Origin of the sequence: Fulvivirga ligni (assembly GCF_021389935.1) — a bacterium.
Classification (GTDB): domain Bacteria; phylum Bacteroidota; class Bacteroidia; order Cytophagales; family Cyclobacteriaceae; genus Fulvivirga; species Fulvivirga ligni.
In genome coordinates this window covers 1,084,599-1,106,323 of the sequence record NZ_CP089979.1, presented here as the reverse complement: position 1 = coordinate 1,106,323, position 21,725 = coordinate 1,084,599, and the positions used below count along the sequence as shown (strand labels likewise).

Annotated in this window: 20 protein-coding genes; 8 read left to right on the top strand and 12 right to left on the bottom strand. The window is 38.4% G+C overall.

From position 1 onward, the window contains the following. Window positions 1–40: 40 nt before the first annotated feature. Window positions 41–1,141 carry a mechanosensitive ion channel family protein gene (locus LVD16_RS04925; RefSeq protein ID WP_233772659.1) on the top strand — a complete coding sequence of 367 codons (1,101 nt, stop codon included), beginning with the start codon at window positions 41–43 and terminating at the stop codon, window positions 1,139–1,141. Here the strand turns inward: LVD16_RS04925 and metK are convergent. The 3 genes from metK to LVD16_RS04910 form a co-directional block, all read right to left on the bottom strand. Continuing rightward, window positions 1,138–2,391 (bottom strand): methionine adenosyltransferase, encoded by a 1,254-nt coding sequence (gene metK, locus LVD16_RS04920; RefSeq protein ID WP_233772658.1) that lies wholly within the window; start codon window positions 2,389–2,391, stop codon window positions 1,138–1,140. The genes LVD16_RS04925 and metK overlap by 4 nt on opposite strands. A gap of 79 nt (window positions 2,392–2,470) precedes the next feature. After that, window positions 2,471–3,184 (bottom strand): SAM-dependent methyltransferase, encoded by a 714-nt coding sequence (locus tag LVD16_RS04915; RefSeq protein ID WP_233772656.1) that lies wholly within the window; start codon window positions 3,182–3,184, stop codon window positions 2,471–2,473. 11 nt (window positions 3,185–3,195) lie between these two features. Beyond that, the gene (locus tag LVD16_RS04910) at window positions 3,196–4,071 is read right to left on the bottom strand and encodes an AraC family transcriptional regulator (RefSeq protein ID WP_233772654.1); all 876 of its coding nucleotides are present in this window, start codon (window positions 4,069–4,071) and stop codon (window positions 3,196–3,198) included. A gap of 204 nt (window positions 4,072–4,275) precedes the next feature. On the opposite strand from LVD16_RS04910, the gene LVD16_RS04905 reads away from it, so the two are divergent. Together LVD16_RS04905 and LVD16_RS04900 are read left to right on the top strand one after the other, a co-directional pair. Next, window positions 4,276–4,878: a T9SS type A sorting domain-containing protein gene (locus LVD16_RS04905; RefSeq protein ID WP_233772652.1), complete on the top strand. Its 603-nt coding sequence runs from the start codon at window positions 4,276–4,278 to the stop codon at window positions 4,876–4,878. A gap of 92 nt (window positions 4,879–4,970) precedes the next feature. Beyond that, a complete protein-coding gene (locus LVD16_RS04900) occupies window positions 4,971–5,183 on the top strand; it encodes a DUF2905 domain-containing protein (RefSeq protein ID WP_233772650.1) in 213 nt (70 codons plus the stop codon). A gap of 5 nt (window positions 5,184–5,188) precedes the next feature. Here LVD16_RS04900 and LVD16_RS04895 read toward each other — a convergent pair whose 3' ends face one another. Further along, complete coding sequence (locus LVD16_RS04895; protein ID WP_233772648.1) at window positions 5,189–5,953, bottom strand: alpha/beta fold hydrolase; 765 nt, start codon at window positions 5,951–5,953, stop codon at window positions 5,189–5,191. A gap of 57 nt (window positions 5,954–6,010) precedes the next feature. Next, window positions 6,011–9,220 (bottom strand): caspase family protein, encoded by a 3,210-nt coding sequence (locus tag LVD16_RS04890; protein ID WP_233772646.1) that lies wholly within the window; start codon window positions 9,218–9,220, stop codon window positions 6,011–6,013. 95 nt (window positions 9,221–9,315) lie between these two features. Between LVD16_RS04890 and LVD16_RS04885 the strand changes: the two genes are divergently transcribed. Further along, window positions 9,316–10,959 (top strand): TolB family protein, encoded by a 1,644-nt coding sequence (locus LVD16_RS04885; protein ID WP_233772644.1) that lies wholly within the window; start codon window positions 9,316–9,318, stop codon window positions 10,957–10,959. Here the strand turns inward: LVD16_RS04885 and LVD16_RS04880 are convergent. From LVD16_RS04880 to LVD16_RS04870, 3 genes are all read right to left on the bottom strand, one after another. Continuing rightward, window positions 10,956–12,428 carry a cryptochrome/photolyase family protein gene (locus LVD16_RS04880; RefSeq protein ID WP_233772642.1) on the bottom strand — a complete coding sequence of 491 codons (1,473 nt, stop codon included), beginning with the start codon at window positions 12,426–12,428 and terminating at the stop codon, window positions 10,956–10,958. The genes LVD16_RS04885 and LVD16_RS04880 overlap by 4 nt on opposite strands. A 43-nt stretch (window positions 12,429–12,471) precedes the next feature. Then, the gene (locus LVD16_RS04875; RefSeq protein ID WP_233772640.1) at window positions 12,472–12,939 is read right to left on the bottom strand and encodes a gamma-glutamylcyclotransferase family protein; all 468 of its coding nucleotides are present in this window, start codon (window positions 12,937–12,939) and stop codon (window positions 12,472–12,474) included. A gap of 81 nt (window positions 12,940–13,020) precedes the next feature. Further along, window positions 13,021–14,757: a M14 family metallopeptidase gene (locus LVD16_RS04870; RefSeq protein WP_233772638.1), complete on the bottom strand. Its 1,737-nt coding sequence runs from the start codon at window positions 14,755–14,757 to the stop codon at window positions 13,021–13,023. 82 nt (window positions 14,758–14,839) lie between these two features. Here LVD16_RS04870 and LVD16_RS04865 point away from each other — a divergent pair, with 82 nt between their 5' ends. Both LVD16_RS04865 and LVD16_RS04860 read left to right on the top strand, forming a co-directional pair. Continuing rightward, window positions 14,840–15,418 carry a nitroreductase family protein gene (locus tag LVD16_RS04865; protein WP_233772637.1) on the top strand — a complete coding sequence of 193 codons (579 nt, stop codon included), beginning with the start codon at window positions 14,840–14,842 and terminating at the stop codon, window positions 15,416–15,418. A gap of 169 nt (window positions 15,419–15,587) precedes the next feature. Next, a complete protein-coding gene (locus LVD16_RS04860; protein ID WP_233772636.1) occupies window positions 15,588–16,049 on the top strand; it encodes a DUF2267 domain-containing protein in 462 nt (153 codons plus the stop codon). Here LVD16_RS04860 and LVD16_RS04855 read toward each other — a convergent pair. Then, the gene (locus LVD16_RS04855) at window positions 16,046–16,759 is read right to left on the bottom strand and encodes a methyltransferase domain-containing protein (protein WP_233772634.1); all 714 of its coding nucleotides are present in this window, start codon (window positions 16,757–16,759) and stop codon (window positions 16,046–16,048) included. The two genes, LVD16_RS04860 and LVD16_RS04855, sit on opposite strands and share 4 nt — an antisense overlap. 1 nt (window position 16,760) lies before the next feature. Continuing rightward, window positions 16,761–17,852 carry a type III polyketide synthase gene (locus LVD16_RS04850; RefSeq protein WP_233772632.1) on the bottom strand — a complete coding sequence of 364 codons (1,092 nt, stop codon included), beginning with the start codon at window positions 17,850–17,852 and terminating at the stop codon, window positions 16,761–16,763. A 48-nt stretch (window positions 17,853–17,900) separates the two neighbouring features. Between LVD16_RS04850 and LVD16_RS04845 the strand changes: the two genes are divergently transcribed. Next, on the top strand, window positions 17,901–18,800 hold the full coding sequence (locus tag LVD16_RS04845) for a UbiA family prenyltransferase (RefSeq protein ID WP_233772631.1): 900 nt from the start codon (window positions 17,901–17,903) through the stop codon (window positions 18,798–18,800). Here the strand turns inward: LVD16_RS04845 and LVD16_RS04840 are convergent. Next, window positions 18,797–19,906 carry an NAD(P)/FAD-dependent oxidoreductase gene (locus tag LVD16_RS04840; protein WP_233772629.1) on the bottom strand — a complete coding sequence of 370 codons (1,110 nt, stop codon included), beginning with the start codon at window positions 19,904–19,906 and terminating at the stop codon, window positions 18,797–18,799. The genes LVD16_RS04845 and LVD16_RS04840 overlap by 4 nt on opposite strands. A 100-nt stretch (window positions 19,907–20,006) precedes the next feature. Between LVD16_RS04840 and LVD16_RS04835 the strand changes: the two genes are divergently transcribed. Continuing rightward, the gene (locus tag LVD16_RS04835; protein WP_233772627.1) at window positions 20,007–20,480 is read left to right on the top strand and encodes a hypothetical protein; all 474 of its coding nucleotides are present in this window, start codon (window positions 20,007–20,009) and stop codon (window positions 20,478–20,480) included. Here LVD16_RS04835 and LVD16_RS04830 read toward each other — a convergent pair. Beyond that, window positions 20,473–21,714 carry an aspartyl protease family protein gene (locus LVD16_RS04830; RefSeq protein WP_233772625.1) on the bottom strand — a complete coding sequence of 414 codons (1,242 nt, stop codon included), beginning with the start codon at window positions 21,712–21,714 and terminating at the stop codon, window positions 20,473–20,475. The two genes, LVD16_RS04835 and LVD16_RS04830, sit on opposite strands and share 8 nt — an antisense overlap. Window positions 21,715–21,725: the final 11 nt, after the last annotated feature.

Here is a 21,725-nt window from a genome sequence, read left to right as displayed (position 1 = left end):
CCCTTTTTTTATTATTATTAAAATTTAACAAACAACTCGTATGAAATTAAACACATTCATTGATTCACATCCCCTCATCACTGCTGTTGTTATTTTCATATTTGCATTTTTACTCACTTTAGCCGGGAGGGCTATCCTTTTCAAGTTTTTAAAGCATTATTCTAAAAATGAAGATCAGATCATTTTTGAATCTATGCAGAAAAGACTGCAAGGGTCGTTCTTCATTTTCGTTCCCTGCATTATAGTGCATATAGCCGTTTCCTATCTGGATATAGAAATGGAGCATGTTGTATGGATACAGAAGCTTCTTGAAGTAGCCATTATCATTTCAATGGCCATTATTATCATTAGGCTGATCAACGTCTTCCAAGATGTACTTTTCTCTAAATACGACATCTCTCAGGCTGACAACCTGAAAGCCAGAAAGGCACGAACACAGATAATGTATGTAAAGAAAATAGCTATGGTGATAGTAGCGGTATTAGCCGTAGCCATTATTTTACTCAGCTTTGACAGCGTAAGAAAGTATGGAGCCACTATACTTACTGGTGCCGGAGTAGCAGGAATTATTATTGGTTTTGCCTTACAGAAAACCCTGGCCAATCTCTTCGCGGGCATCCAGATAGCGTTTACTCAACCTATAAAAATAGATGACGCCGTGGTAGTAGAAAATGAGTGGGGCTGGATAGAAGAAATCAACCTGACTTACGTGGTTGTAAGAATATGGGATATGAGGCGCCTGGTATTGCCCATCACCTATTTTACGGAAACTCCTTTTCAAAACTGGACCAGAAGCACAGCCCAGATATTAGGGTCAGTGTTTTTATATATTGATTACACTTTGCCGCTAGAGCCTTTAAGAAAACATTTCGATGAGGTTTTAGAAAGCACCAGTATGTGGGATAAAGATGCCAAGGCTTTCCAGGTAACGGATACTAGCGAAAAAACCATGACCATTAGACTCTTGATGACAGCTAAAAACTCTCCCACAGCCTGGGACCTTCGCTGCTATGTGAGAGAACATATGATAGAGTTTATACAAAAAGAATTCCCTCAATGCTTACCCAGAACACGGGCAACCCTTGAGGGAAATCTATTTAGCAATAATACTAATGCTGTGGAACAAGCATTTGGCCATTAAAGGCCGAATGCTTCTTTTACTTTATCTACGAAGTCTAGTTTTTCCCAAGGGAATAACTCTACATCTTTAGTAATTACTTCTCCGTTAGCTGCAGTGAATGTCTTTTGCACCACTTTATTCTCACGGCCCATGTGTCCGTAAGCCGCTGTTTCTGAGTAAATCGGATTTCTTAACTTCAATCTTGTCTCAATAGCATAAGGACGCATATCGAAGATTTGCTCTACCTTCTTAGCTATTTCACCATCAGATAAATCTACTTTGGAAGTACCGTAGGTATTGATGAATATTCCCATAGGCTCTACCACACCGATAGCATAAGACACCTGCACAAGAACCTCTTCCGCCACACCCGCAGCTACAAGGTTTTTAGCAATATGTCTGGTAGCGTAGGCTGCAGATCTGTCTACTTTCGAAGGATCTTTACCTGAGAATGCACCACCACCATGAGCACCTTTACCACCGTAAGTATCCACAATGATCTTACGACCCGTTAAACCAGTATCTCCATGAGGACCACCGATTACGAACTTACCAGTAGGGTTAATATGATATTTGATATCATCAGAGAATAAGGCCTGAATCTCTGGCTTCAACTGAGCTTTAACTCTAGGTATTAAAATATTTACTATATCCTCACGGATTTTAGCTAGCATCTTCTCTTCAGTATCGAAATCATCGTGCTGAGTTGAAAGTACAATAGCTACAATCTTTTGAGGCACATTGTCATCAGAATATTCAATAGTAACCTGACTCTTAGCATCTGGTCTTAAGTAGCCAATTTCACTTCCTTCTCTTCTAAGATTTGCCAGCTCGATAAGCATCTTGTGTGAAAGATCTAGCGCCAAAGGCATATAATCATCCGTTTCGCCAGTAGCATAACCGAACATCATACCTTGATCACCAGCTCCTTGCTCTTCAGGGTTTCCTCTATCTACCCCCTGATTAATGTCTGGAGACTGCTCGTGGATGGCAGAAATTACACCACAAGAATTTCCATCGAACATGTATTCTCCTTTGGTGTAACCAATTCTGTTGATCACATCTCTGGCTATTTGCTGTACATCAAGGTAAGCTTCTGACTTTACCTCACCACTAAGCACGGTTAAACCTGTAGTTACCAAGGTTTCGCAAGCAACTTTAGACTGTGGGTCAAAGGCAAGAAAGTTATCAATAAGTGCGTCAGATATTTGATCTGCTATTTTGTCCGGGTGGCCTTCAGAAACCGACTCCGAGGTAAATAAGTAAGGCATAGTTTATATATGTATTTTATACAATCTCTTTTGGCTGCAAATTTAACTTAATCACTAATTAAATAAAATTTACGGTATTTTATATATCGCCGCTAAATAATAAAAACACAGTTGGAATTTTATGCAGGTCTACTTTAACCTTTTTCCACTGCGCAATGGATAGTGTTTTTATAAATTCACTATTCCCAGAAACGTCTTTAGCCACGCAAAGTTTTGTATTAGGATTACAGTTTTTAATGAATTGCTCCAGAAGTTGGTTATTCCTGTAAGGAGCTTCTATAAATATCTGTGTCTGATTGCTTTTGGCAGATTCAGTTTCCATTTTTCTAATGGCCGTTTCCAATTCACTCTTTTTTATAGGCAGATAACCATGAAAGGCAAATCGCTGTCCATTGAAGCCAGAGGCCATCAATGCCAGAAAAAGTGAAGATGGCCCCACTAAAGGCACCACCTGAATATCATTTTTATGTGCGTAGGCCACTGCTCTAGATCCTGGGTCAGCTATACCCGGGCAGCCGGACTCTGAGATAACGCCTACATTTTTACCTTCATGCAATGGTTTGAGCAATTTAGCTACCGCCTGATCTGGTGTTTTCTTATCAAGAACATCAAAATGGAGATCTTCTATGGTTAAGCCTAATTTCAAACTACTAATATATCTTCTTGCGGTGCGTACGTTCTCCACCACGAAATATTCAGTATTCTTTACGATTGATCTTACCTGCTCAGGTATTACGCTAGTTTCTCCTTCAGAAATTACTGAGGGAATTAAGTACAAAGCCCCTTTAGACATTTAGTTTATGTTCATTCGGCATCCAAAACCTTCTTCAGCTCACTTCTATATTTAGAAGGGCTCTTTCCTGTAAAGGCTTTAAACTGCTTATTAAAATGAGAAAAATTATTAAATCCACACTCAAATGATATCTCTGTAATACTAGTGTGGCTTTCTGAGAGAAGCTTAGAGGCATGCACTAACCTGTACTCATTTACAAATTGTGTAAATGTTTTACCCGAAATCTTTTTAAAATAACGGCAGAAGGCTGGCACAGTCATGCTCACCATATCTGATATCTCTTCCAGACTAATAGGCCTTTGGAAGTTTTTTCTTACATATTGATATACAGAATTGATCCGATCATTATCCTGAGGTTCTATTTCAAGGGCATAGCCATCTACATTAAGCACAGTATACTCTTCAGAAACAGCTAGCTCCTTTAATATATCTAAAAGACTCACTATTCTATTAAATGGATCAAGGTTCACCAGGTTTTCAATCTTAGAACCTGCACTTTCTTTAGTATCTCCATGAAATACCAGACCACTTTTAGATCTCTGGATTAATTTTTTAATGACTGACATTTCCGGAAGCTCAAAAAATCCTTCTCCCAGAAAATCTTCTCTCATTTGAATGATTGTTTCAGAGCTATTGGCGGTAAGTCTGTCTGTAAAGCCAAAATGAGGCAGGTTGGACCCTATGAAAATCAAATCTCCATTGTTAAAATAGGACATCTGATTACCAATATGTCTTTTACCACTACCACCATTTACGTAAACAATTTCCATTTCTGGGTGTATATGCCAGTACGGAAGTTTATTCCTGCAAGGGTCTGCATACCTTTTTACATGAAAGGAAGTACCAAACGCAGGATTAATTTTTTCTAATCTTGGTTTCTTTGCCATGTTCAGAGTGCGTTAAAAAAATCGTGCTTTACATGGGCAAATATAGGAAATTAACCTCGATATATTCAATATTAACCTCATGTATAATGTTACCTTTATATGAAGTTAATTTAGTACATAAAGTTGTAAATCGGGTAGTAGTGGGTGGCTAAATTTCGCTCTATGTTTGTATCATAATTATTTGCAAACAAAACGCAATAAGAGATGAAACAACTTATTAAGAACAGCCTATTAGTGATTATGTTTATCATGTCACTGTCTACGTTTGCTTCCGGTGCTTCACCATATGTAAAAGTGAAGAGTTATGACGCAAAGAAATTTGTAGTTATCATAAAGTCAGCTAATCCAACTGATTTGCAGATTAGTCTGAAAGATAACAATAACTATCAAATTTATAGCGAGAAACACGCGAATTTGACTGATGGTTACGCAAAGAAGTTTGACGTAGCAGATCTACCTGATGGCAACTATTTTCTTGAGATCGAAAATGAGCAGAAAATAGATGTGTATTCTATAGAGATAGCTGAGGGGCAATTGAACATTGAAAACGATAGCCGCGTAGCTATCTTCAAGCCTCAGGTATTCCAAAAAGGGAATATGGTAGATATAGCCATGCTGAAATACTTAGATGTACCTATGACATTCAGCATTATTAACAACACAAATGACATTGTCTATGAAGACACATTGGCTGATAGCCAGTCTGTTAACAAAAGATATGACATGTCTAAGCTTGATCCAGGAATCTACACTTTGAGATTCAATCTGGCAGGCAGATCATTCACGAAATCAATTGATTTAAAATAACAGTAGTAGCGTTTATTCATGAGGGAAAGACCGTCTCGAAAGAGGCGGTTTTTTTATTTTGTGCTCTTTGTAATTATGTACAATTTTAACCTATGGGAAAAACGCTGATCATCATTGGTATTGCCTTAATCATTATAGGCGCCATTATTCACTTTGGAATTAAGATCCCCCTATTAGGCAAACTACCTGGAGACATCCATATCAAAAAAGAAAATTACAGCTTCTATTTCCCAATAATGACCAGCGTAGTATTAAGTATATTGCTCTCGGTAATATTCTACATTATTCGCAAACTGAAGGGTTAACAGGCTTACCTGAAAAACTCCAGCATTAGCTCCTCCACTTCATTAGGCTTTTCTGCATGTACCCAATGGCCAGCACCCTTTATAGTCTTTACTTCTGAGTTAGGGAATATCTGATTGATAAGAATAATATCCTGATCTAAGATATAGTCAGACTTCTCTCCTCTAATGAAAAGCACCTCTCTTTCTATGGCTAAGGGTTCCTCAAGTCCTTCTCCCACATTTTCAATATTTTTATCAATTACGGGCAGGTTAATTTTCCATTTGTATCCGCCTTGTTTATCTCTAGCAAGGTTTTTAAGTAAGAACTGTCTGGTTCCCATATCTTTAACATACTCTGATAGTTGCTTATCAGCATCACCTCTAGACTTGATGTTTGGCAAATCAATGGATTTAAGGCCTTTCAGAATGACATCGTGATGCACGGGATATGCTTTAGGGCCAATGTCTACTACAATAATTTTATCCCATTTATCCGCGTAGTTTACAGCAAATTTCATCACCGTTTTTCCACCCATAGAATGCCCCAAGATCAATGGCCTTTCTAATTGGTGAGTTTCAATGAACTCATTTAAGTCTGCTGCCATAGCTGTGTAGTTAAACTCATCGCTATGCGGAGAATCCCCATGATTACGTTGATCTACCAGGAAAATTTGATAGTTATGTTCTGCTAAATCCTTTGCTATAGTGAGCCAGTTATCCGCAGAACCAAAAAGTCCGTGTAATATAATTAGGGGTTTCCCCTCTCCAAAAACCTTATAATTTAACTCCATAATTCAAGTATATTTCTACTTGCTAAGTTAACACATGGCAGGAGTAATAGTCACAGATTAATCTATAACTATAGGAAAATCATGGCCATGAGAAAAGGAATGAGGAAACTGCATTTTACCTCTATATTTTCTGGAATACTCCGGCACCTGATCTTCTACATACGATTTCAGCTCATAAACGGTGATTTTACCATCTTTTGGAGCTCCATCAGCCTCTCCGCTCAACGCCTGAAGCAAAACATAGGTAAATAAACCATGGCCAAGCTCTTTAAATTCTATAGCGGACTGATCACTACCTGCTGAGGCTAGAACATGTGTACCAGTACTGCGAGATAACTGAGCCAGAGCTTTTTCCTCTTCCGCTCCACGGCTGGCAAGCACCTCCACGCTACCGCCAGATTGGCATGCATCTATAATCAAAACCTGCTTTAAAGCGGCAATAGACTTAAGTTTTTGCTGAATATCTCCTGCGTAAATGGCCTCTTTAGAAAGTTTATCTTTATTATACAATTTCACATTATCTGATGGGATAAAATAAAAATCAGAGTCTACCATACTTCCATGGCCGGCATAATAGAAAAAGAGCACATCCTGAGGCTTTACCACCTTTGAAAGCAAATCGAGTTTATTCATAATCTCGCTTCTAGTGGCATTTTCATCCTTCAGTGATATTACCTCTACCCGATCAAAAAGACTCTTTGATTTTTTAGAGATAATCTCAGAAAAACCTTCAGCATCAGCAGCGGCATAATTGAGGTTTAAATCCTCATTTTTGTATTTGTTTATACCAATGGATACTAAATAGAGCGTAGAATTCAATTTCCCTTCCATACTTACTGCCACTTTCTCTCGGTCTGACTGCACCCTGCCATTACTAAAAGCCACTGCGGAAATCTCATTTCTACCTGGAACCAGGTTAACGTCCTGATTTACAATTACTACATTGCCTTTTCTTTCCTGGTTCTCAATTTTAATGGCCTTGCCATTATTCATTAGGCTTATTTCGTCAATTCCTCCACCCTGATCCGTAACTTTTAATATCACCGATGCTTTGTCCGTTTTAAATACCTCTCCGGCATGAGGAGTCATTAACTGTATAGTTGGTGGTGGTGATTTCTGCAGCCTGTCATTCAGATTAATATTTCCATTTTTCACAGAACTAAAGACTTTATCCAAAAGATCCGGCTGGTAGTATTGATCAAAAAACTGATTGGCACTATAGCTTTTCATGCCCTTTACAAAGGCTACTTTATCAAATGCATCTGGGGTACCATTAAAAAACCCTTCAGGACTAATTGCCATCCAATCTTTATCATTCAAAATAATATAGGTGATAATCTCTGTGGCCGATTCCACATTCCATATCTTAATCATGCCATCTTCACTAGAGCTAATGAGGAGTTTATCATCTTGAGTAAATGATAGGTTAGTGACCGCAGCCTGATGCCCTTTCAGCGTTTTAATGAGATTACCATTCTTGGCATCTCTAAACTCAATATCCCTATTTCCTCCACCTACAGCCAGAATATTGCCTTGATGATTAAAGCTCACCGCAAAAAGAGACTCCTCAAATTGTACCTTCCAATTTTGGAGACCAGTGAATATGTTCCAACATTTTAAACGACCATCCCAAGAAACGGACGCCAGTGTGTTTTGGTCAGGATGCACAGAGAAAGCATTAATAACATCAGTATGTCCAATAAAATTCTTAACCTCAGTTTTTGAGTCTAACTCATACATTTTCAATGTTTTATCAAGACCTGCAACTATGGCATATATATCATTTCCATAGAATTCAATCTGATAAGGTGATGCTTGATCATAAGGGTAAGACTCTAGTAATTCTCCTGTATTCAGGTCCCAAACTCTGGCATTAGAGTCCCAGCTACCACTGATAATTTTAGTGCCCTCTTTATTTATGTTTACTGAAAAAACCACTTCCCAGTGCCCTTTTAAAACGTTAAGCTCTTCACCTGTTTCTACATCCCAAACTCGTATGGTTTTATCAGCACTACCTGTAACCAGCTTTTTACCATCTGGCGTGAATGCCATACAAAGAACAGCTTTTTCATGACCATGAAACTCTCTAATAAGCTTACCAGATTTTATATCCCACAGGCGTACAATATCACTTATTTTACCTTTTGCCAGATATTTACCATCAGGTGAAATGGCAAAGTCATTTTTTAAATCAGTGTATTTTTTAATGTAATAATCCCATCTGCTATTGGCATCGTAGTCCAGGCCTGCCTTATCCATAGTTACCAGGTAGCCACCCATTTTTTTGACCAGCTTTCCATGCTCGGCATCGTAGACATTCATGCTTTGATCGTCACTTACCACCACTATATTTTTGCCATTAGGGCTAAAAGCTGCACCCCTTGCTTCGGCTGAAAACCCCAAATCAATGGCATATATTAATTTGACAGCTGGCCACGAGTATAGCTTTAAAGAATCTTCCCCCAAAGCCATAATGGCATCTCCCTGGTCGTTCATTGCTACCGTCTGATATTCATCTATATAAGTTTCTATTTCAGTGATTTTTTCTGCCTCAATATCCTGCACCTTTATCCTACCCTTATTTGGGGCCATAATCAAATACGAACCTTTCTGAGCATAGCTCACTGAGGTACCACATCCTCCGCAAGAGCCTGATGAGGGCTTGTTAACATAAAATTCTTTATCGCTTTTTAAGTCGATTACTCTTGTGGTGCTATTATCATTACCGATGGCTAAAAACCTGCCATTCGGATGAAAAGCAGCTGTGACGCCGTATCCTAAACCTTTATCAGGGTCAACTTTAATACTTCGAATAGTGTCGCCAGTGGCAACATTCCAGAGATATGCCTTAAAATCATAACCTCCTGTAAAAAGCACTTTATCATCTTCGCTAAGCTTAACTTCAGTGACATAATCTTTATGGATGTCGAATGATCGGATAAGCTTACCAGTACTTATTTCCCAATACTTAGCGGTGCGGTCTGCTGAGCTGCTTACAAAATATTTGCCGTCTGAGGTAATGTCAATGTCGTTGACCGTTGATTTATGCCCCAGGTAAGATCTTACCTCTCTGCCTGATTCAAAATCCCAGAGTTTAATAGATTTATCTCGACTACCTGTAAGCAAGTATTTACCATCAGGCGTAAATGCCACCGCTTTAACGGCTGCATAGTGGCCGCGCTGAACCACAGTTTCAATGTCCTGAGCGTTTGAAATAGCAACTGATAGAAAAAATAGGCTGAAAATTAAAAAATTGTAGATTCTCACTTCTGGTTATTTTATTTTGGGTCTTCAATTTAGGAATTTGTTTTGGAAAAATTTTTGCTTAAATCTGTATATTTATTCTACATAATTATATCATTATGCACAGGACCTACCTCACTTTTTTACTCTTATTTATAGCAATAAGCATGTATGGTCAAACCAAAGTAAGACCATTACCCGCCAATATAAACAGACCTTCTATTAACCTTTATGCTCCGTTTGTAAGTGGTGATGGTAAAACCATCGTATACCTTTCTGACTACACTGATGATGGCTACCATGGCATGCGCTGGGCCACTAAAAAAACTGTATCTACCTGGAATGACGGGCAGGAGGTAAACAAGTTAACCAATAGGCCCACATTAAATTTCAGAGGCGGCTACAGCTTAAGTTTTGATGGAGACATGTTATTGTTCACTTCTAGAAAAAGTGGATTGGGAGGTTTTGATCTATGGTATAGTGATAGGAGAGGAGACGACTGGGCCGCACCCAAAAACTTCGGTATGCCTGTAAATAGTAGTGCTAATGAAGGCAGCCCCATGCTATCTCCAGATGGAGAATATTTATATTTCATGCGTTGCGACCAAATGAGTGAACATAAGGGAGCTAGTGGATGCCAGATTATGGTTTCAAAAAAATCATATAAGGGGTGGGAAGAACCTGTGGCTTTACCATCAAATATTAACACGGGCAACTCACAAATGCCACGTATACTTGCTGATGGTGAGACTCTTATATTCTCCTCAGACCAGATGGGTGGCAAGGGTGGTATGGACCTTTTTATAAGTACAAAAGAAGGCGATAGCTGGTCTGAACCGGTAGCGTTGGATTTTATCAACACAGAAAAAGACGATCAGTTTGTAAGTATTCCTGCTAAAGGGCGTTATTTATATACTGAAATAGATGGTGTAAAAGACCGGGAAATAGCTGAAGTGCTGATTCCTGAAGAATTTCAACCTAAAAAGGTGATGAGGATAAGAGGTACTGTTACGGATGCTACTACCAGCGAGCCTCTAAACGCTAACCTAACAGTATTTAATGTAGGCATGAGGGACCGACTATGGAACGAGAAAGTAGGAAAAGCTGGTGAATTTGCCATCGTACTTAAAGAAGGAGCAGTATATGATATTTCTATAGATGTGGATGATCCTGGCTATATGTATTTTTCTAAAATATACGATCTGGAAGAAGTGGGATCCCGAGATAAGGAAAATTTAAATATTAGCCTTCAGCCTATAAAGAAAGGCGATGTTTACCCTCTTGACATTTTATTTAAAGAGCACTCTGCAGAGCTTAGCGATGACGGTATTTTTGAATTGCGCCGAGTGGCTGATTTGATGAGAAAAAACTCTTCAATGAAAGTAGAGCTGGAGGTAATGCTCAATAATTATCTGCAAGATTCAATGGCTTCTAATCCTGATCTTACGGAGGTAAAAGTGGACACCAGCTACCAAACGGCATCGTACAAAGAAAGCTCCACGGACTCTGTGAAGAGCATCAGTAGAGGCAGTGCAATAATTCTTACAGCACCGGACAGTATGCGCGTAGAAGACAAAGAACCGGTAATGGAGCTGACCTACACCTACCATAATGATAGAACTCAACAGCAAGCTGAAGCCATAAAGGAATATATAACTGGTAGGGGAATAGCGGAAGATAGAATTGAGATTAAGGCTACCAAAAAAGAAAATGAGACAGCAGAAAAACCTATAGAGGTGAAAATGAAGATTTTATCACTCTAGCCTTTATCTAACTTTTCAAGAAACTCTTCAGCATTATTAATATGATTCTGTAGAGTTTCTTTATCCATTTTCTCCAGCATCTTGGTCATAAATGACATCCGGTGATTTTTGCTAAATTCTTCCTGATGTACGTGTAGAAATCGCCAATACAACCCGTCCCATACCTGGCACCAGTCGCCCTTCTTATAATCACTCATTTTGAGCACATAATTAGAACTAGAGATATATGGCTTAGTGGTAATTAGACCGCCATCGGCATATTGCGTCATACCATAAACATTTGGTACCATTACCCAGTCATAGGCATCTATAAAGAGCTCCATAAACCATTGATATATTTCATCAGGGTCAAACTCGCATAACAGCATAAAATTGGCCATGATCATAAGTCTCTCAATATGATGACAATAGCTCGTATCGATCACTTTTTTAATCGTATTATCTATGGGCTCCAGGCCAGTAGTACCAGACCAGAAAGACTCAGGAATTTTCCGCTTATGCTTAAAATGATTATTGGTTCGCTCGAAAACGCCTTCAAAAGCATAGACACCACGCATAAACTCTCGCCAACCAATAATTTGCCTCACAAAACCTTCAAGACAGTTTAATGGATAATCATGTTTTTTATGGTATCTGAAAAGAGTATCCAACACCTGCTTTGGTGTCATCAGACCGATATTTAGGGCTGGAGTCAATACAGAATGATATAAAAAGTGCTCTTTTTTACTAATAGCATCCTCATAGTCACCAAACAAGTGCATTCTATTTTCAAGAAAGTCTTCCAACACCTTTTCCGCCTGGTAGTGCGTTACAGGGTAATGGAAATTCTCTGAGTCTCCATAATTATCACCATAATTAGATTCTACATACTCAATAGCCTCCGACACATAATGATTCTTTTGTGGCTGATAAGGGGCGGGTATTGAAACATCTTTAGGTAGCTTTTTTCTATTCTCTTCATCAAAACTCCATTTGCCTCCGAGTGGCTCGCCATTATCAATAAGTATGTCTAATCGAAGCCTTTGTTTCTTATAGAAATTGGCCATAAAATAATTCTTGCCAGATGGCATCATTTGCCTTAAGTCTTCCGCATTAGACAAAAAATCAGGTGTTTGGTAAGATTCCAGGGCTATATCATGCTTCTTAGAAAATCTCCTAAGCCTCCTCTCCAAGAGGTAATCTGTAGTTTGGGTGTAGTGAATTTTCCTAGCTCGCTTATCTAACACATCACTAAAAAAGTGAGATAAACCATCATGCTCATTTGCTTCAATATAGCTGACCTGTAAGTCTTTTTGCTCCAAAAAATGAGCATAATACTTCATGGATGCCCGATGTAATATCAGCTTATGCTTATGAAACTTAAATTGATTAAAATAAAGGTGGTCCTCAATTAAATAAACCTTCCTGCCCGAAGCGATAGCAGGATTATTTTGAAAAAGCTGATGAGGAAAAACAAGGGCTACATCCATGCAAAATGTAACAGCCGTTTACTTTTAAAGTTTATGGCATTTATTATACGAATTGAATAGAGTCAATCTCCAATAAATTTTGATAATAAGCCTTTGACATGAAATCTTTGCCCTTTAGAATGTGCTGCAAGTGCCCATCCAGAGGTTTAAGTCCTTCTTCGTACCTGCCAGTATTACCAATGTATAAAAAGGCTCTTTCCATAATGCCGCTTTTCAAGCGAATATTATGCATTTCCTTCGTATAATCCACTGGGAAATTTTCATAAAGATCCAGATAAGAAACTGATTGAACATCGGTTTCAATGAGCACACCTTCTACCTCGCTAAAGGGGCTGGTAATAATATTAGCATATCCGATATTTGGTATATCGTCATCCTTAATATTAAACACCAACTTATAACCACGTAAAGAGGCTGATTGGGCTTTATAAACCTTAATCTTCAACCTTTTCAAATGATCCAGATCCATGTTGGATCCGTAGGCAAAATATTTAATTTTAGAATCTCGCACTATACAATTCCAGGGTAAAGTGATTGTAAGCTTTAACGAAATTTATAAAATTATTGTTCGCCTAAGTGACATAGATTACAATCAATCTACCAACCGATAAACAGGATAGTTCATATGCGCTTCTTCGTAGTAGGGAGAATGCTCGTAAATGAAGTTTAACTGCTGGTAGCTATTTTCAGCAAAATCTGAATCTTCCTTTTTCTTTCTCTTCAAAGCCTCTTTTAGATTAGGGTCTTTCTGCAATAATTCTGCCGCGATATCCTCAAAAACGTAAGGTGAAAAATGTTCTTTCTGCTGTAAAATAGTATCGAAAAAGTTCCAACTAAAGTATGAGTCAGGAGCCTGAGGCTCCAGTGTTTCCACTAAGAATCTTGCGGCTGGCTGGTTGATGTAGAATATATAATCTCCTTTCCTAAAATCTATGGTTTCTTTGCTGGTAGAAAGCTCTACACCAGAATGTCTGTAGTGCCCTTCGTATACCATTTTGGCTGTCTTATAATCTTGTATTCTGTAGGCTTCCACATTAATTGTAGTATCAGATTGAAATCTAGAAAACGAAACATTATTCCATTTTAAGCGATCAATCACCTCATGCCAGCCCTGAGGAATAATATATGCTTTTGGAACTATCACCTCCGTAGTGCCAGTGAAATTTGTGTAGTAGGGAATCTCCCTCGTAAAAGGTTTATTTCTGTCATAGAAGAGCCTTTGCTTTCCTGTAAACTTACTATCAATCATCTCACCTTCATATCCTTTAAATGTGATCATTTCAGGGCTGTCTTTGTCCATCTTCCAATCTAAAAAATGACGAGAGCCAGGCTTCAATTCATATGCATGATGCAGTTGTTGTATCTTTTTACCATCTCTCTTGGCCAGTTCTAAAACGCTCTCTAGAAAATTATAAGTAGCCTCCACCCTAACATCAAACGGCTTTAGCATGTGCGTTTCAATCATAAAGCCGAGGGTATTAAACATGGCTGTATATCCGGTAGAATATCTTGGATAATCCATAAACTGACTTATCCCTTCAGCATCCGGAGTGGTGTTAAAAACATTTACATAGGGAGTAATTTCACTTTTCTTTTCCACCATCTTTTTCTCCAAATCAGGCGTAAAAACCTGATGCAAATAGTCGCCCATGTCTCCCCCAATTTTATCATGCTGAGTAGCCAGATGAGTTATACTGTATTGGTAATCAGCACCATTGCTCACATGCGTATCTATGAACACGTCGGGCTGTACCTTTTGATATATTTGATAAAATGCCCTGGCATTCTTCGAATCTGCTTTTATAAAATCACGGTTGAGATCATAATTTCTGGCGTTACCTCTAAAACCATAAGATACCGGCCCGTTCTGGTTAGCACGACTATGTTCATTTCTATTTAAAGCTCCACCAATATTGTACAGAGGAATGATGGCCAGTGTAATATCTTTCAGCTCAGCCCTAAGCTTTTTGTTGCTAGCATAATTTCTTAATAACATGGCAGAAGCCTCTACTCCATCCGGCTCACCAGGGTGAATGCCATTGTTAATCAGGATGATAGTTTTCCCTTTTGCTCTGGCGGCATTGAGATCAAAATTTTTGTCTGCATCAAAGACAACCAAATGTAGTGGATGGCCACTATCTGTTTCACCTACTTCTGAAATAGAGATGTATGGAGACTGCTGCGCTAGAGCAGAATAAAACTGAATGGTTTCCAGGTAAGTACCTGTTTCTTTACCATCTGATTTTTCAAATACTGTTTCCAGCTTTTGTGCAAAAAGGGAGGTAAGTGTAAAGAAAAGAAGACAAGATCCTGAAAGAAAAGATTTCATTGTTGTAACTTTAAAATTGACAATTGATGCTTTGACCCTTCCGTCAAAGGCGAAAAGTTAACTAATAAATAAATATACACAGATGGATTTTACAACAGCGGTTAATGATATCATTCGTGATAGACGATCTATTTATACAAATATGTTTTCTGGTGAAGTGGTAGATGATGCAATCATTGAAACTATGCTGGAAAATGCTAACTGGGCCCCTAACCATAAGCACACGGAACCTTGGAGATTCGTAGTGTTTAAAGGCGAGGGAATTAAAAAATTGGGTGAGTTTCAAGCCAATTTTTATAAAGAAAACAACCCTGACACTTTTGATGAGAACAAGTATGACAAACTGTACAGTAAGCCATTAGAATGCTCTCATGTTATTGCTATAGGTATGAAAAAAAGCAATATGGTGCCGGAGGTGGAAGAAGTATGTGCTACTGCTTGTGCCGTACAAAATATGCTACTTACCGCGGCCGCTAATAAAATAGGTTGTTACTGGAGCACGGGCGGCATCACCTTCCAGCCTAAAGCTAAAAGCTTCTTTGGTTTAGGTGATGAAGATCAGCTACTTGGGTTCTTATACATAGGCATGCCGAAGTCTGACAAATGGCCAGCGGGCAGAAGAAAACCTATTGATGAAAAAGTAAAATGGGTTGTGGAATAGTGGCGAACCAGCCCACCACAGTGTGAAATCAATCCACGAAGAGACTGCCAAAATGAGTGGTCAAATCTGTAAAAATGTCATTTTATAATAGCTAATTGATGTTGGCACGATTATTTACCTGAGGTTATCAAATCAAATAATGTAGTACGATAACTTCAGGTAAAATTTTATGGAAAATACAATCGCTCTTGACTACTCTAATTTGTCTTTGCAAGACAATGGCCTAATTAAAGAAATTTGCCAATCATTAGGTCTTAAAAGCATGGAGAAAGCGGGATTAGCTATTAGCCGTGTTTTACATACTATTCGTAAAAGCTTAACTTACCATGAGTCTGCTGAGTTCATTAAGAGGCTTCCGGAATACTTAAAGGTAATGTACGTAATGAACTGGAACCCCAGAGAAGAACGTATACAGCTACGCCACCTGGATGAGTTTACTGAGGAAGTTCTGGCAGAAGATGATCAGGATGAAGAAAGAGTTTTCTTTAAGGAGGTAGACGCTCTCACTGCTGTGATTACAGTTCTGAAGTCTTTAAACAAACATGTGGATCTTTTAAACTTTTCAAGTTTCCACTATAACCTCAAAAGAGAGCTTCAGGAGACTATGCTGGAGGTAAGCTCAGCGGCTTAGTGCCAAACGATCAGTTGCCATCTAAAGGCCCAGAGCCACTTTAATTTATAATCTGGACATTGGCTTTTAGACAAAATGGATCTCAGCTCACTTTTATGAAATGCTCTTAGCACAGAAACGGCTGCATCATACTTCACCATGGGTGATCTGGAAAATAAAGAGGTAAGTAATTTAATGGAATAATATGCTAACCAATGGCGATGGATATCATTAATTACTACTCCCAACCTGGCTTGAGTCTTAAATTGATTAAATAAATCGGCCAGTTCCTGATCAGTGAAATGGTGGGTAAATAATGTAGCCGTAATTACATCACATTTGAGCTCCTTAAATTCGTCAGAGAAAATGTTGATGCACTTAAATTCTATTTCGGGATAATCTCTGGTATTATTTTCTGCATATCTGATAATATGTGGATTCGCATCAACTCCAATTAACCGAATAGCGATTGACTTCTTGCGAGCCCAAAGTGCTATTTTCTTTAACATATCACCACTACCACAGCCCAGGTCAATGATTGTCAGCTCCTTAGGTTTTTCTTCAAGCCTTTTGATTAGTTTGCCCAGTCCGTTGGTAGTAACATAATTCCCCCCTAACCATTTATTGATGGTTTCCAGCTCTCGCAGCGTTTGCTCAATCACCGGCCCGGAGCTCTCAAGATCATCCATGAGCTCAGGTTCAGTACTACGATTGCTGAATTTCGATGCCATGTTATTGATACTTAACTGATAAGACCATGCTCTCCAATGTTAACCCTGGTCCGAATGCCAGGCCTAATACATTTTTATTGTGATCTTCCTTCTTCAAAATCTGCATTATTTCTTTCAAAACAAAAAGAATGGTTGGCGATGACATATTACCATAATTTCTCAGTACCTCATGTGCAAAGCGGTTATCTTCAGGTTGAAGCTCTAATTCGCTTTCTATTACCTCAAGAATCTTTTTACCTCCAGGATGCACTGCATGAAAATCAAAGCTTTCAATATCCAGATTTTCTTTTAGTCTTTTAATCAATGGAGCAATATCTTTTTCTATAAAGTCTGGAATGTATGAAGAAAGTCTCATTTCAAAACCATAGTCACCAATTCTCCAGGCCATATCTTCACCACCACCGCGGTTTAGGTCACTATGGAAAGCCTGAGTTTCCAGGTTGATACCATTTACAGGTTCGGCTTCCATTAGCATCGCCGCTGCTCCATCTCCAAAAAGAGCATTAGCCAGTAAATAATCGGCCACCTTTTCCTTTTGAAAATGAATACTGCATAGCTCAACGCACACAATGAGCACCTTGGCCTTAGCGTTGGACATACAAATAGATCTGGCCACTTTTATAGCATTAAAGGCAGCATAACAGCCCATAAAGTTGATGCCCGTTCTCTCTACAGTGGTATTCAGGCCCAGTTTATCTATAAGTTCTATGTCAATACCTGGAGCATACATACCCGTACAGCTTACTGTAATCAAGTGAGTTATTTCTTGTACATTCCTATTTTTCAATGCCTTGCTGGCGGCCTCCTCACAAAGTGAGATGGCCTCTTTTTGAAATAAAGCAGCCCTTTTTTGAGTAGACGGAAATGGCTCAAGGTCCTCTGAATCTGGGTAAAAGCTTCTTACACCAGGTTCACTGTAGTCTTCAATTACAGAATAACGCGTATGAATGCCCGTAGCTCTATACAACATGTTTAAGCTTCGAGCCTCAGCTTCATTCATCTGGTGGGCCTTAGCCATAAATTCCCAGACCTGGGGTTGTGATATTTTATGTTTAGGATTAGCCGTTCCTATAGACGTAATGAAAGCCTTCATTCAGTAGTTATTATAAAAATCTATAACTTGGTGAAAATAATTTTTCTCATGTTCAAAAAATCATCCTGGCTACACCTACGAATACCATTTTCGTTTTTTTTATTGCCAGTATTTTTATTTGCCCTAGCTATTTCACCAAATATTAATGTTAGCCACATGATCATTGTTTTCGTGGCCCTACATTTTTTTCTATACCCAGCCAGCAATGGCTATAACAGCTACTTCGATAAAGATGAAAAAAGCATAGGTGGGCTAAAGCATCCTCCAAAAGTATCAAAAGGATTATATTATCTAGCCATACTCTTTGATATCATAGCCATTTCAATGGGATTTATTATAAACTGGCAATTTGCCTTAGCACTTTTCATATACGGAATGGTTTCTAAAGCCTACAGCCATCCATCTGTTCGTATTAAGAAATATCCATTTGGCAGCTGGTTCATCGCCGGTTTCTTTCAGGGCGCTTTTACTTTCATCATGTCATACATGGGGCTTAATGATTTCAGTTTTCGAGTTTTAACCCTGCCTCATGTTATTATTCCAGCGCTACTTACTTCACTGATTTTGTGGGGGTCATATCCTATGACACAGATTTATCAGCATGAGGAAGATGCCAAAAGAGGAGACCATACATTAAGTATAAAGCTGGGCATTAAAGGGACTTTCTATTTTACAGCAATCGCTTTTTCGTTGGCCTCTGCAGCTTTTGTACTTTATTTTATTTACTACTTTCAGATGAAGTATGCTATCGCTTTTCTTATCAGCATGGCTCCAACGGTTATCTTCTTCGGAGTTTGGTTTTTAAAAGTGAATAAAAACCCTGAAAAGGCCGATTTCTCTCACACGATGTGGCTCAACCTTATTTCTGCTACATGCTTAAACGCCTTCTTTATTTATTTCTTTCTGAAAAATTCGCTTGTTCTTCAGGCACTGGAAGCAGGCTTCTAAAAATATTCGCCATGTGTTTGTTTCACCAGGTATTTACCCAAAGCATCAGATTTATTCACCAGGCTTACGCTGGTATCTGATAACCATCTGCTGCCAAATAATTTTTGTATTTGCCTTCCTGTCCACAGACGTCTACTAAATTGATCCGTCCATGCCTTAGAATAGGCCTGTTCAATTTTGCTCTGAGCATCATTATCCTTGTGATATTTTAGTATTTGCTCGGCTAATATTTTGGCAGAATGAATAGCCATAGCCATGCCATTACCACAGAGAGGTGTGATCATGCCCGCGGCATCACCGCACATAAGAATATGATTTTGAACCGGCTCTTTAGTCTCAAATGAGATTTCATTTATCACCAATGGCTTATCCATTAAGAAATTCGCCGATTTAAAAATTTTCTTTAAAAACGAATTTTCACTCAGCACCGTCTGCTCCATTTCCATGATGCTGGTTTCCAGATTTTTTCTGGCAGTGAGATAGCACAGATTGTACTTATCTCCTTCAATTTTACTTAGTCCGCAGTAACCACTTTTGAAATTATGAAGAGAAATTAAATGATCAGGCTGGTCAATATTTGAGATATGATATTTAACTCCCATGTAGGGTGATCTTTTCTTAAAAAAACTTCTATTCAGCACCTGATCAAGTCTGGAACGTTTTCCAAAAGCACCCACAACTAGTTCACTTTGAAGCACTTCTCCTCCTGAGAGCTCTACATCAAAATGGCCATGTTCATACTTTAGGTCCATGACAGATTTACCTGTAACCACCTCCACGCCCATCGCCTGTGCCATGTTATAAAGATGCTGGTCTAAGGAATATCTACTGATGCCAAAGCCACCCATTTCCAGGGGTAGTCTCACCTCTTTTCCCGAGACAGATGTAAGCTGAAAAGTATGAAGATCTGAGGCCCCTAGCTCATCCGGGTAAATAGATAATTCCTCTAAAAATGGTCTTACTTCATTAGAAATATACTCACCACAGACCCGGTGAAAAGGATATTTTTTTTTCTCAATCAAAATCGGATCGAGCCCAGATTTTCGTAACTTAATAGAAACAACTAAACCGGCCAGACCGCCACCTACTATGATTACCTTTCTCAAAATCGGATTATAAAAAGGTGAGTAATTATTTTAAAAATTGAATGCTGTGGTATCAACAAATTATTTTAATAAACGTTAACACATCCAAACATAGTTGTTTATGCAAGCTTTAACTACTACTCCAATTAAAACTAGAGAATCTCTTAATGTATTTTTAGTGGGAAATAACCCCATTGAACTAGGTGATATATATGAGAAGCTCAAAAAGATCAAGAACAAATCTTACAATGCAGAAATTGGTTTTGACATAAAAGGTCTTTACAAAAAGATCTTGCATTCTAAGCCTAGCTGTATCCTTATAGATGATAATTTTGATAAGACCTATCTAAAGACTTTAGTGAAAAGGCTTGCTTCCAGCATAAAAACGAAGCATATCCCCATTACTATCATTAAAAATTCAAATTATACAGAAACGTATTTGGGGCATGCTCAGGAATTTATCCTTAAAGAAGGATTAACCTCTGAAGCATTAAGCATATCAATTTTAAATGCCATTCGTTTCAAAAGCATGCATGCCTACATCAATGACAAGTATGAGAAAAGTAAATCCAAACTAAAAGGTTTCTTTAGATAATACTATGCAGACGGAATTTAACGGTTAGTTTTTCATTATCTCTTTGAATGACTAACCTTATTTTTTTTCCTTCCCTGTAGTTCAAGGCGGCATTTATATTATTGAGATGTAAAACTTTAGAGCTGGTGCCATTAACTTTTATTATTTGATCTCCTTCTTTTATACCAGCCAGAGCACCAGAAGAACCTTTTCTAACTTCAATTACTTCAAACACATCTAATTTACTGCCCTTAGCCTTAATGGTGAGTCCACTTAGGTTGTAAGTAAATCTATTCTTAAACCCTTTGCTTGGCTTGAGATAGAGCTTCTCATGAGGAAAATTGAAGATGACCTTAAATCGAGTTAATATTTCACCTCCTATAGAACCATCTCTTTGTAAGCCGACAGTCTTCAAACTATCTAGAAAATCATGATCTTCAGGAAAACTGGTGATTACGTTTTCCCAGCAAATGTTTTCTGCTAGTTGAAACATATCTATTCTTCCTATTTTTCCGCCCATCACACCGCCTAAACCCCGACCTAGAATGGCATCAATACTTTTTTCAGGGGGAAGAATGTTTTTCGCTGAATCAGGCTCTAACCTTAGTCCGTGGCTCGCCCCAGAATCAACCATTAGCCTCACATCTTTTTTAGTTTTATCATCAAAAACGACCGTAGCATTTATGTAAGGCTTCGTATCCACGATATTCATGGGGATCTCTTGAAACTTCTTCCCTTTTTTAAAGTAATCAGGGCTAGTAAGCGTCATTATTTTCCGATCATAATCAATATCTACAATAAAACGGCTAAACAGCTCATAACCCAAAATACCATGCACGTCTGTGCCCAAGTAGTTCCTTAGCTCAAGATAATCCTCAGCTAAAACTAATAAAGCATGACCTCTGCCTTTCACACCCGGCAGAGTAAGAGACACATTGTTCGTTACATAAGCATCGATAAGGTTTTCACCACCAAGACCAGAGATGGTATACTTTCTAGAGTAGGATAAATTAATAATATCACCAAATGATTTTTCAGTAAGAATACTCGTTCTTACACCCGTATCTATAATGAACTTAAGTGGTAGCTTGTCATTTAACACCACAGGCACCACGATCAAATTATTATAAATATCAAAAGGTATCTCTACCTTCTTTTTGTTATCACTAATACTAAAACCTAGTTGTTGGCCATAGTTATTAGTAATACCATAAAAGTAAAAAAACAGTAATATCAGTATGAATCGCTTCTTCATTCACTTGCTCA

Excerpts from the sequence above, each read along its gene's own strand:
- LVD16_RS04925 (WP_233772659.1), top strand. The coding sequence starts at position 41 with ATGAAATTAAACACATTCATTGATTCACATCCCCTCATCACTGCTGTT.
- metK (WP_233772658.1), bottom strand. The coding sequence starts at position 2,391 with ATGCCTTACTTATTTACCTCGGAGTCGGTTTCTGAAGGCCACCCGGAC.
- LVD16_RS04915 (WP_233772656.1), bottom strand. The coding sequence starts at position 3,184 with ATGTCTAAAGGGGCTTTGTACTTAATTCCCTCAGTAATTTCTGAAGGA.
- LVD16_RS04910 (WP_233772654.1), bottom strand. The coding sequence starts at position 4,071 with ATGGCAAAGAAACCAAGATTAGAAAAAATTAATCCTGCGTTTGGTACT.
- LVD16_RS04905 (WP_233772652.1), top strand. The coding sequence starts at position 4,276 with ATGAAACAACTTATTAAGAACAGCCTATTAGTGATTATGTTTATCATG.
- LVD16_RS04900 (WP_233772650.1), top strand. The coding sequence starts at position 4,971 with ATGGGAAAAACGCTGATCATCATTGGTATTGCCTTAATCATTATAGGC.
- LVD16_RS04895 (WP_233772648.1), bottom strand. The coding sequence starts at position 5,953 with ATGGAGTTAAATTATAAGGTTTTTGGAGAGGGGAAACCCCTAATTATA.
- LVD16_RS04885 (WP_233772644.1), top strand. The coding sequence starts at position 9,316 with ATGCACAGGACCTACCTCACTTTTTTACTCTTATTTATAGCAATAAGC.
- LVD16_RS04880 (WP_233772642.1), bottom strand. The coding sequence starts at position 12,428 with ATGGATGTAGCCCTTGTTTTTCCTCATCAGCTTTTTCAAAATAATCCT.
- LVD16_RS04870 (WP_233772638.1), bottom strand. The coding sequence starts at position 14,757 with ATGAAATCTTTTCTTTCAGGATCTTGTCTTCTTTTCTTTACACTTACC.
- LVD16_RS04865 (WP_233772637.1), top strand. The coding sequence starts at position 14,840 with ATGGATTTTACAACAGCGGTTAATGATATCATTCGTGATAGACGATCT.
- LVD16_RS04860 (WP_233772636.1), top strand. The coding sequence starts at position 15,588 with ATGGAAAATACAATCGCTCTTGACTACTCTAATTTGTCTTTGCAAGAC.
- LVD16_RS04855 (WP_233772634.1), bottom strand. The coding sequence starts at position 16,759 with ATGGCATCGAAATTCAGCAATCGTAGTACTGAACCTGAGCTCATGGAT.
- LVD16_RS04850 (WP_233772632.1), bottom strand. The coding sequence starts at position 17,852 with ATGAAGGCTTTCATTACGTCTATAGGAACGGCTAATCCTAAACATAAA.
- LVD16_RS04845 (WP_233772631.1), top strand. The coding sequence starts at position 17,901 with ATGTTCAAAAAATCATCCTGGCTACACCTACGAATACCATTTTCGTTT.
- LVD16_RS04835 (WP_233772627.1), top strand. The coding sequence starts at position 20,007 with ATGCAAGCTTTAACTACTACTCCAATTAAAACTAGAGAATCTCTTAAT.
- LVD16_RS04830 (WP_233772625.1), bottom strand. The coding sequence starts at position 21,714 with ATGAAGAAGCGATTCATACTGATATTACTGTTTTTTTACTTTTATGGT.